Annotated in this window: 7 protein-coding genes; 6 read left to right on the top strand and 1 reads right to left on the bottom strand. The window is 45.6% G+C overall.

All coding sequences use genetic code 11. From position 1 onward, the window contains the following. Positions 1 to 245: 245 nt before the first annotated feature. The 5 genes from CJD36_RS21605 (at position 246) to CJD36_RS21625 (ending at position 9,675) form a co-directional block, all read left to right on the top strand. On the top strand, positions 246 to 719 hold the full coding sequence (locus CJD36_RS21605; RefSeq protein WP_105041293.1) for a ribonuclease H-like YkuK family protein: 474 nt from the start codon (positions 246 to 248) through the stop codon (positions 717 to 719). A gap of 171 nt (positions 720 to 890) precedes the next feature. Next, positions 891 to 4,469, top strand: coding sequence for a DUF7948 domain-containing protein (locus tag CJD36_RS21610; protein WP_105041294.1), 3,579 nt, complete (start codon positions 891 to 893; stop codon positions 4,467 to 4,469). Then, the gene (locus CJD36_RS21615) at positions 4,466 to 5,500 is read left to right on the top strand and encodes a PorP/SprF family type IX secretion system membrane protein (RefSeq protein WP_105041295.1); all 1,035 of its coding nucleotides are present in this window, start codon (positions 4,466 to 4,468) and stop codon (positions 5,498 to 5,500) included. Before CJD36_RS21610 ends, CJD36_RS21615 begins: the two co-directional genes overlap by 4 nt. A gap of 69 nt (positions 5,501 to 5,569) precedes the next feature. Beyond that, the gene (locus CJD36_RS21620) at positions 5,570 to 6,265 is read left to right on the top strand and encodes a response regulator transcription factor (protein WP_105041296.1); all 696 of its coding nucleotides are present in this window, start codon (positions 5,570 to 5,572) and stop codon (positions 6,263 to 6,265) included. 185 nt (positions 6,266 to 6,450) lie between these two features. Continuing rightward, a complete protein-coding gene (locus CJD36_RS21625) occupies positions 6,451 to 9,675 on the top strand; it encodes an amidohydrolase family protein (RefSeq protein ID WP_105041297.1) in 3,225 nt (1,074 codons plus the stop codon). 82 nt (positions 9,676 to 9,757) lie between these two features. On the opposite strand, the gene CJD36_RS21630 is transcribed toward CJD36_RS21625, so the two are convergent. Continuing rightward, positions 9,758 to 10,951 carry an exo-beta-N-acetylmuramidase NamZ family protein gene (locus tag CJD36_RS21630; protein ID WP_205685679.1) on the bottom strand — a complete coding sequence of 398 codons (1,194 nt, stop codon included), beginning with the start codon at positions 10,949 to 10,951 and terminating at the stop codon, positions 9,758 to 9,760. 83 nt (positions 10,952 to 11,034) lie between these two features. Between CJD36_RS21630 and CJD36_RS21635 the strand changes: the two genes are divergently transcribed. Beyond that, complete coding sequence (locus tag CJD36_RS21635) at positions 11,035 to 11,463, top strand: FKBP-type peptidyl-prolyl cis-trans isomerase (protein WP_105041299.1); 429 nt, start codon at positions 11,035 to 11,037, stop codon at positions 11,461 to 11,463. Positions 11,464 to 11,756 lie beyond the last annotated feature (293 nt).

The raw sequence follows: 11,756 nt of genomic DNA on the forward strand, positions 1-11,756 counted from the left end.
TGTGTAAAGTTGGGTTGACGGCGAATGATAACACAACTAAATATTTTTACATAAAATATACATTAAATAATACACAAACATAAACCAGCCAGACAATTTTCGGAATAATCTAGCATAATATGCCCGCACGAAATATAAATTTAATGCACATGTTCATAACGTGTGCATTTCACATTTAATTAATATTGCAATAAAATTATAGTTACTTGTTTATATGTAACTTAGATAAACTAAAATATAATCGCATGATCTGGAGAAAATTTAGTGGCGAATTATTAAAGAAATCGGTGGTGGAGGAAGTTGAGGCTGCCATCATCAGGGAGCGGGAAGCGGGTTACAAGCTAAAGGTGTGCATAGGAACAGATTCACAAGTGAGATTTGGGGAAACCGAATTTGCAACCGTTATCGTTTTCCTCAGAGAAAAGAGAGGTGGATTTATGTTCATCAGTAATGAGAAAACATCGCAACCCTACTCTATTAAAGAGCGCATGCTGGTGGAAGTAGCACACAGTATAGAAATTGCTTTTGAGTTGTGCGACCTGTTTAACCGATACGATGTAGACATGGAAGTCCATGCCGACATTAATACCAATCCTCAATTCAAGAGTAATGAGGCACTAAGAGAAGCAATGGGCTATATATTAGGAATGGGCTATGCATTCAAAGCTAAACCTGACGCCTTTGCAAGTAGCTGTTGCGCAGATAAGATGGTCAACTGACCGGGAGATCAGCACAAAATGTTCAATAAATTAAAAAAGTCACCAGATGTTTATACTTCAGGTGACTTTTTTCGATATAAGTAATCACATCTCCTTTCCTTTCTATATTTTTTCCTGTCTATAATAAAGAAAATTCTTAAATTTACTTTTATTACCAGCACCTTACTCTAGATGAAGTCACACTATACATTAGGAATTTGTATTCTTTTATTTGCTGCATTTACCTGTCGTGCGCAATCTCCTGTTGAATTTATTGAGAATAAGGGCCAGTGGGGCAATTGGTTTGCATACAAGGCAGAAGCTCCCGGCGCCGATGTGTTAATGGAAAAGGATGGATTTCGTTTCATATTGGCGGATAGCCGTAATAACGGGCTACTCGATTCCTTTCACCATGGCCAATCCAGAATCAATCCTAACTTAAAATTCCATTGCTATAAGGTAACATTTGAAGGGGCGAATACAGCTCATATTAAAGGATTGAAACCACAGAAGACCTATTATAACTACTTCCTGGGCAATGACCCAGCAAAATGGAAGAGTGAGATACACCCCAATTTTGCGGTTGACTATGATAATCTTTACGACAACATAGACATGCACGTAACCTCTGAAAAGGGCCACGTTGTCTATGAGTTTATGGTAAAACCACATGCCGACGCCAACAATGTAAAGCTACAATTTGACGGACAGGACGGATTACAAATAAGAAAAGGTGATCTTGTAGTAAAGACCAGCGTAGGTGAAGTAGTGGAAATGAAGCCGTACGCCTATCAGTACATTAATAACGAAAGAACACAGGTAGCCTGCAATTACATACTGAGAAACAATCACTTAAGTTTTGATTTCCCTAATGATTATGACCATAGCCAATTGCTGGTAATAGACCCCACATTGGTATTCAGCACCTTTACAGGATCTACTGCCGACAACTGGGGATTTACGGCAACCTATGACAACGCAGGTAATTTTTATGCAGGTGGCCTGGTGAACATATTGCAGTACGGAGGTACCTTCCCGGTATCTACCGGTGCATTCCAGGCTACATGGGGTGGTGGTTTTTCCAATTCTACATTTACCGCTTACGCGGCAGATATATCTATTATCAAGTACAACAGTACAGGTAGCTCCCGACTATATGCCACCTATATTGGTGGTGCAGGCAATGAGCATGTACACAGTATGATAGTGGATAACAGTGGCAACCTGGTAATGGCCGGACGTACACTTTCTCAAAATTACCCGATCACTCCCGGTGCATTTCAAAACACCAATCAGGGTGGATGGGATATGATTGTAACTTCTTTGAATAGTGCAGGAACCGCCTTGATAGGGTCTACCTACATAGGTGGCACAAGTGATGATTGCGTGAACTTTGACTCAACTGAATTTGCCTACGGAGAGTTGAAACATAACTATGGCGACGAGTCGAGAAGCGAAGTCCAGGTAGACAATGGCGGCAATATATATGTGACCGGCTGTACCAATTCTACCAACTTCCCAACCACACCTACAGCAGTATCCTCTACCCTTTCGGGACTACAGGATGGTGTTGTGTTTAAACTGAATGGAGGCTGCACTAACCTGATATGGAGCACTTACCTGAGTGGCAATGCATCTGATGCTGGATATGTACTCGCGTTCGATTCGCTGCAACAATATGTATATGTAGCAGGCGGAACAAACAGCAGCAATTACCCTACTACAGCAGGCTGCTGGCAAACTACCTATCAGGGCGGTGGTGCAGACGGGTTTGTAACTAAATTTCTGAACAGCGGAGCTTATTCCATACAGAAGAGTACGTATGTTGGTACAAGTGGCTACGACCAGGTCTATGGCATTCAGATATATCCTACCAATGAGGTGTATGTAATGGGGCAATCAATGGGTGGCTTATTCCCCGTAACACCGGGAGTGTATACCAATCCAAATTCACCGCAGTTCATTATGAAGATGGACCGCAACCTTACTACGGATCTGATATCGACGGTATATGGTAATGGCAACTCAAGTGTGACCAATATCTCGCCGGTAGCATTCCTGGTGGATACTTGTTCTAACGTATATATATCCGGCTGGGGAGGAAATCTGGGACTTGCAGGAGGAACCTCGGGCTTGTGCACGGGTATGCCCACAACTACAGGAGTTGCAACAGATGGTATGGACTTCTACTTCATAGTATTGGGTGCCAACATGACCACGCTGAGATATGCTACCTATTATGGCCGTAGCTGCACAGCTGCGGGATTTGGCGAGCATGTGGATGGCGGTACCAGCAGGTTTGATAAGAATGGCATCATCTACCAGGCGATATGTGCTAATTGTGGTGGTAATACCGCGGCATCCTACTCCGCTGGTGGTTGTTTTAGTGGTTTCCCCACAACAACGGGATCATGGAGTGAAATATCAGGATCTGTGAATAACTGTAATGAAGCTGCATTAAAGATAGCATTTGAAATAGGCCCTGTAGCTGCGCATGTTACGGCTAGTCCGAGCACAACAGGCTGTGCGCCTCTTACGGTAACATTTGTCAATACATCTAATAACGGGCTTTCATTCGTATGGAATTTTGGTGACGGATCGGCGGTTGACACATCGTTTTCACCGGTGCATACCTTTACAGCGGGTGGTTCTTACACAGTAACATTAGCAGCAGGTAATTCTAATGCTTGCTTTGTAACCAATGACACAGCATACCTGGTAATAGTGGTGGGTACAGACAATATTGACCCTGCATTCACATCGCTGGTGACCAATAACTGTGGGCCGTACACGGCTACTTTTGCCAACAGCTCTACCTATAGCTCTTCTGCTGCTATGGCCTGGACAACATTCCATTGGGACTTTGGTGATGGCGGCACCTTTAATGGCACTACTCCACCATCACATTCTTACCCCGGACCAGGCACGTACACTGTAACCCTTACCATGACAGATACTGCGGCATGTAATTCGCCGGGAACAGTAACCCACGTGGTTACGATTACCGGGTTCAATGTTTCAGCCAACTTTACTATACCCGACACCATATGCCTTGGTACTCCAATGGTTCCGCTAACCACATCTGCTAACGGCACGACCTACTCATGGACATTTGGTGACGGATCAACATCTACATCGGCAATACCGTCATACACATACACTTCGGTAGGCGTTTATATGGTCACCTTTATTGTGGCCAATCCGGCATCGTGTAATGGGGCTGACACATTCAATTACAGCATTAAAGTAATAGATGCACCTATCGCAGACTTCTCGTTTTCACCTATATTACCGGTGGCCAATGTACCTACAACGTTTACCAATCTTTCTGTGAATGCGACAAGGTATGTATGGGATTTCAGCGATGGCACATCAACTGCGGATGAAAATCCGATACACCAATATAACAACACAGGCACTTACAATACATGCCTCACTGCCTATAATTCCAGCAACTGCCCGGCTAAAGTTTGTAAAAAAGTATCAGCAGAGGTAGTACCACTGGTGGGCGTGCCGAGCGGGTTCAGTCCTAATGGAGATGGAGAAAATGATGTACTCTATGTAAGAGGTGCAGCTATTAAGACAATTGACCTGAGAATATATAACAGGTGGGGACAGCTGATATTCCAGAGCACCAACATGTCTGTGGGCTGGGATGGCACTTACAATGGTCAGCCACAACCAATAGAAGCTTATGGATTTGTACTACTGGTATCATTCATAGATGGCAGCAGCAAAACACTTAAAGGCAATATAACCTTACTCCGATGATCACAAAGAAACTGCTTTATATAACTGTTTTGTTAGCGCTCTGTGGCATGAATAAGGCCACTGCTCAAAGCATGCATTTTTCCCAGTACTATAATTCACCTTTATTACTGAACCCTGCCAATACAGCACTGATGCCGGAGTATGACTATAGGCTGGGAGCGAACTTCAGGAACCAGTGGGCGGCATTGCCGGTGCCTTATAATACCGTTGATGCATTTGGAGATTTTAAAATAGGTGGCAACGGAGAAACAGTACATAATAACTGGCTGGGACTTGGCGGAGCAATATTCAGCGACAAAGCAGGATCTGGCAGCCTGGCACTTTTACAGTTCCAGTTTTCTGCTGCGTACCACCTCAACTTTAATGAAAAATCAATGCTGTCCTTCGGCCTCTCAGGCGGGTATGTGCAGCGCAGTGTCAACTATGATGCACTTACGTTTGACAACCAATGGGATGGCCTGAGCTTTAATACGCACATGCCAAATGGAGAGAGAGTTGGTGTTCTGAAAACCAATTTTACTACTATAGGCGCGGGATTGAATTATGCTTACATACCTAACGAAGAGGCGTATATAAATGTAGGCATTGGGGTGGCTAACATCAATCAACCTATCGAGTCGTTTTACAATGGCAGTAACCAGATAAGCATGCGGCCGAACTTTAACCTGGATATGTTGTTCAGGACCAGTGACAAACTGATACTGAATCCATCAGCCTATTTTACTGCACAAAATGGCGCGTCTGAACTGGTATTTGGCTCATTGACCCGCATAAATATGACAAGTCCACGCGACCCGAAAGCATCGCAACTAATACTGGGACTTTATGACAGGTGGAATGATGCGATAATTGGTGTGATAGGTTACCAGATAGGAGGTCTGCAATTCATGGCCAATTATGACTTTACACTCTCTACCCTTTCTCCTTATAATGCGGCCTATGGCGCATTTGAGGTATCGCTTATATATGGCGGGGTGTACTACAAGAATAAGGGTGGCAAAAAAATGTATAGCTGTCCTCGCTTCAATTAACAAACTATTCTATAATAATGTGACATAGTGGCACTATATTTGAGTTACTAACATCACGAACATACAAGTATGGAAAAGAATAAAATCCTCTTAGTAGAAGATGACACGAACTTCGGGCAGGTTTTGAAGAACTACCTTGAACTTCATGATTTTGTTGTTGAACTGGCCCGCGATGGTATCCTTGGCCTGGCAGCTTTCCGCAGGGAGAAATATGACATATGCCTTCTTGACGTGATGATGCCTAACATGGATGGCTTTACACTGGCTGAAGAAATAAGGAATAATGACCCGGATGTGCCATTGTTCTTCCTGTCGGCAAAGAGCATGAAAGAAGATATTCTTTCGGGCTACAAGCTGGGTGCGGATGATTATATCACCAAGCCATTTGACAGCGATGTATTGTTGCACAAGATCAAAGCAGTACTGAAGCGTAACCAGGAGTTGCAGGACAAGCAACATGCAATGGTTGAATTCAACATAGGCAGCTACCACTTTAATAGCAAACTGCGCACATTGAAGCATGGTGCTGAGTCGCATACGCTTTCTCCAAAAGAGAATGAATTGCTGCTGATGCTCTGTGAATATAAGAACGATCTGTTGCCACGCGAACTAGCGCTGAAGCGCATATGGGGCAGCGACACTTATTTCAATGGTCGTAGCATGGACGTGTATATCGCTAAGCTGCGTAAGTATCTGAAGGAAGACAGTGCTGTGGAAATTGTAAATATCCACGGTAATGGTTTCAGGTTGGTAGCCGGTGAATAATAGTAGTTTTTAACGATAGTTTTTGAACCCCTTGCGATATTCGTGAGGGGTTTTGTTTTCCCCTAAAATCAGATTTGACAACTTTTTAGAAAGTTGTCAAATCTATCTCTATAACATACCCCTATAATTTCACCCGCAATAATTCTATTAGGATATTATCTTTATCCTTTCTACAACAAAGACTTATGCGGAAACAGTTATCTATAGCATTAATGTTGGCATTGCCGTTAGCGGTGCAGGCGCAGGACAAGAAAAAGTGGGATGTGAATAACCCGGGAGGACCGGGTAAGGATGTGGCCTTCACGGTGACGGAAGGTACGTGGATGGATCTGGATGTTAGTCCGGATGGGAAGGAGATAGCTTTTGATTTATTGGGTGATATTTATACCTTGCCCATAGCCGGTGGACAGGCAAAGGTATTGCGCGAAGGTATGGCAATGGAGGTGCAACCTCGTTATTCGCCGGATGGCAAGCAGATGCTCTTTACCAGTGATGCGGGTGGTGGTGATAATATATGGGTGATGAACCGCGATGGCAGCAATGCCCATCAAATAACTAAAGAGAACTTCAGACTACTGAATAATGGTACATGGACGCCCGATGGGAAGTATATCATAGCCCGCAAACACTTTACATCGGGACGCTCATTGGGTGCAGGTGAACTGTGGATGTATTATATAAACGGTGGCAATGGCTTGCAACTGACAAGTCGCAAGAACGATCAGCAGGACCTGAACGAGCCTTCGGTAAGCCCCGATGGCAGGTATGTGTATTATAGCGAGGATATGTATCCGGGTGGATTTTTCCAGTATAATAAAGACCCGAACAATCAGATCTTTGTTATCAAAAGGTTTGACAGAGAGAAAGGTATCAGCGAAACCGTAACCGGCGGCCCCGGTGGTGCCCTGCGCCCCCAGATAAGCCATGATGGCAAGACCATGGCGTTTGTAAAGCGTGTAAGAACCAAGACCGTATTGTTTCTCCGAAACCTGGAAACGGGAGAAGAGTGGCCTATATACGACCACCTGAGTAAAGACCAACAGGAAGCATGGACCGTATTCGGCATCTATACCGGTTATGCATGGATGCCCGATGATAAGAACATAGTGATATGGAGCGAGGGCAAGATAAAGAAGATAAATGTGAACGGCATGAATGATACCACCGACATACCTTTTACCTGCAATGTAAAACAACACATTACCGATGCGGTCCGCTTTAAGCAAAACCTTGACCAGACCGAATTTACTGCCAATGTGATCCGCAGCGCTGTAACATCGCCAGACGGAAAGTGGCTGGTGTTTAATGCAGTGGGGCGCCTTTGGAAGAAGGGCCTACCCGATGGCAAGCCAGCAAGACTCACCAGTGATAGTGTACAGGAATTTGAACCGGCATTTTCTAACGACGGTAAGCGATTGGTATATGTGACATGGGACGATTCAATGACCGGAACAATGAAATTGATGGAGTGGATGAGCAAGCCATCGCCAAAGACACTGACCACTGTGAGAGGTATGTATCGCACACCCACGTTCTCGGCCGATGGCAATACAATCGTTTATAGCAAGGACGGCAGCGACAATATAATGGGCAATACGTACACAATTAAGCCCGGCATATACACCATGCCTGTGGCAGGTAGCAAGGAAACATTCATCACCGACAAAGGCGACAATCCGAAAATGGGTAAGGATGGCAAACGTATCTACTACCAGACAGGGGGCTGGCCCGACAAGCAGTTTGGGAGTTGCGACCTGCAGGGCAATGACGAGCGTACAATATTCAAGAGTACCTATGCTGGACAGTTTACCGTATCGCCCGACAATGAGTGGGTGGCTTATGTGAACCTGCACCAGGTTTATATTGCGCCCTTCCCGCACACGGGTAAGCCTATTAACCTAAGTAATGATTCATCTGATTTTCCGGTACGCAAGGTGTCTCGCGATGCGGGCATAAACCTGCACTGGAGCGGTGATGGCAAGCAGCTACATTATATGTTGGGCGACCAGTACTACACCATAAGCCTGAAGGATAGATTTGAACAACCGGATAGTGCCTTTGTAATACCCGAGAAAGGCATCAGTGTAGGATTGACTGTAAAGACCGACTTACCAACCGGTAAGCTGGCATTCACCCATGCCCGCATCATTACCATGAAGGGCGATGAGGTAATAGAGGATGGCACCGTTGTGACCGATGGCAATAAGATAATAGCTGTGGGTAGCGCAGGCAGTGTAACCATACCGGCAAGAACTAAGGAAATAGATTGCAAGGGCAAGACCATAATGCCGGGCTTTATAGATGCACATGCTCATGGTGCACACTTCCGCGACGGACTGACACCGGGCAAGCACTGGCCATACTATACCAACCTGGCTTATGGTGTGACTACCATGCACGATCCGTCGGCGAATAGTGAACTGGTATTTGCACAAAGCGAACTAGTGAAAGCAGGGCTCATGGTGGGTCCGCGCCAATTCTCTACCGGTACTATATTGTATGGTGCTGATGGAGACTTTAAGGCAGTGATCAACAATTATGAAGATGCCAAGAGTGCACTGAGACGCACCAAAGCTTTTGGCGCATTCAGCGTGAAGAGCTACAACCAGCCACGCCGTGAGCAGCGCCAGATGGTGATAGAGGCCGCACGCGAACTGGGTATGGAAGTGGTGCCTGAAGGCGGATCGTTTTACAACCATAACCTGAGCATGATAATGGATGGGCACACCACCGTAGAGCACAACATACCTGTAGCTACGCTGTATGATGATGTGGTACAGTTCTGGAAGCGGGCACAGACGGCTAATACGCCTACGCTGATTGTATCTTATGGTGCGCTGAGTGGTGAGTACTACTGGTATCAGCATACTGATGTGTGGGCTAAGGAAAGGCTGCTGCGCTTTACGCCGCGTGCCGTGCTGGATACCCGTAGCCGACACAGGACTATGGCACCCGAAGAGGAATATGAGAATGGCCATATGCAGGTATCGCGCAGCCTGAAGAAGCTGGCTGATGCAGGCGTGACCATAAATATGGGTGCACATGGGCAGATACAGGGCATTGGTGCGCACTGGGAGATATGGATGCTGGCACAGGGCGGCATGACACCTATGCAGGCATTGCATTGCGCTACCATCAACTCCGCCACCAGCCTTGGTTTGGACAATTGGATAGGCTCGCTGCAAGTAGGTAAGTTTGCCGACCTGATCATCATGGATAAGAATCCGCTAGAGAATATCTACAACACCGAGAGTGTACACTACACCATGATCAATGGCCGCCTGTATGATTGTGAGACCATGAATGAGATAGGTAACTACAACAAGCCCCGCACCTCATTCTATTGGGAGAATAGCCGCAACGCCAGCAGTATGCCATGGTATGCGGAGGAAAGGGAGATTGGGGAGTAAAACGTAAAAGGATATTAATTGAAAATAGGAAAAGCGATCTGCCCCAAGGGATGCAGATCGCTTTTCTATTTGAGCTCAATTATTAAAAATCTTTGTAGAGCAGGTATTTTTTTCGGGTGGTTTTAAAGATTTTCAGGTCCTTTTGCCAACACTTGCGGATGGTGGCTTCGGTTTCGCCTTTTTGTATTTGGGTTTTCAGGTCGTCGGAGCCGGTGAGTTTTTTAAAGAAGTCGGTGAAGAACTGGTCTTTGGCGGGGTATGCGGTATAGGCATCTATGAGCCATTTCAGTTGCAACCGGCCGTTTACCTGTTTCAGTATCTCGCCGGGTGTTTCACCGACCAATACGCCGAAGCATTTTTTGCCTTCATAAGTTGGGCTTTTAGCGCCTTCGCCACTTTGCGGAGTAAAGGTGTAGGGGTATTTGTCGGCCAGCTCGGGGCTGCCAAACTGCTGGAAAGGAAAAGCGGTACCCCTGCCCACGCTTATCTTAGTGCCTTCAAACAGGCACAGAGATGGGTAGGCATATATGGCCGCCATGTTTCTGAGGTTGGGAGATGGGGCTATGGGTAGTTCGTACTTCTTGCTATGGTCGTAGTTTAGGCATTTTACTACTTGCAGGTCAAGCGTGGCTGCCCCGGGAAAGAGGTGCTCCCCTACCAGCATTTTGGCGTATTCACCGGCTGTCATAGCATAAACAATAGGTATAGCCTGCATGCCTACAAATGAGCGGTTCTCTTTTTTCAGTACAGGGCCGTCTATGTAAAAACCGTTGGGGTTGGGCCTGTCCAATACTACCAATTGTTTTTGTTGTTCAGCGCAGGCCTCCATGGCGTATTCCAGGGTAGATATGTAAGTATAGAAGCGCACACCTACATCCTGCAGGTCGTAAACGAGTATGTCTATGTCTTTAAGGTCATCCGGCGTAGGCTTTTTGTGGCTGCCGTAGAGCGATACTACGGGCAGGTGTGTGGCCTCATCTATTGTATTATCTACATGCGCACCGGCATCAGCCTTGCCGCGAAAACCGTGTTCGGGGGTGAAGATCTTTACCACTTTTATGCCACGCACCAGCAATATATCTAAGAGTGATGAGTCGCCTACACAAGAGGTCTGGTTGATGATAAGTCCTACATTTTTGCCTTTTAACAGTAGGATATAGTTTGCAGGGGCAGCCGCAGCGGGTTTGATAGTGGTATCGAACAAAGACTTAGAAGTACCTGTAAATGAAGTGAGTAGCAAAAGAGCACACATACCAATAAATGGCAGACATCGCATAAATCTTATATTTTTCCTAAAGGTAACCTTCCTTTAAGGTTTATAATGTAAATTGCGCCCTAAATTAATTCAAAAACTTATTTATGCAACAAGTACAAAAGGGTGACGTGGTTAACGTTCATTATCATGGCAAGCTGACTGATGGCACTACATTCGACAGCTCTGAAGGCCGCGAACCTTTGCAATTTACTGCCGGCAGCGAACAGGTGATCAAGGGTTTTGACGAAGCAGTAATGGGCATGACAGCAGGCGACAAGAAGACTGTGAATATACCTGTTACAGAGGCTTATGGCCCACGTAACGAAGATATGATCATGGAGTATCCAACTACAGATTTCCCTGCTGATATGAAGCCAGAAGTCGGTATGGAACTGCAGATGGGCGATGATTCAGGTAATGTATTCCCTGTAGTTATCGTAGAGGTTAATGCTGATACAGTTATGCTGGATGCTAACCATCCGCTTGCTGGCCAGGATCTGATCTTTGATGTTGAACTGGTATCAATAGGATAATTGATCCTCTTAATAGTTATTACAAAGGCTCCCTGATGGGGGCCTTTGTAAGTTTTGGGGATGTGTTGAAGATCACACACCCTGCAACACTCCCTAAACAACAAGCAGCGGCGCCAACTAAATGACACCGCTGCTTTTTAATATTATGGAGTACTGATCTTACTTCACTTTTATCTCTACCCTTCTGTTCTGGGCTCTGCCTTCTTTGGTGGTGTTTGGTGCCGCAGGTGACTTGCTGCCATTGGCATGGGTCTTTATCTGCTTAGCCTTTACCCCATGTTTCAACAGGTAGG

Source organism: Flavipsychrobacter stenotrophus, assembly GCF_002954265.1.
GTDB classification, from domain to species: domain Bacteria; phylum Bacteroidota; class Bacteroidia; order Chitinophagales; family Chitinophagaceae; genus Flavipsychrobacter; species Flavipsychrobacter stenotrophus.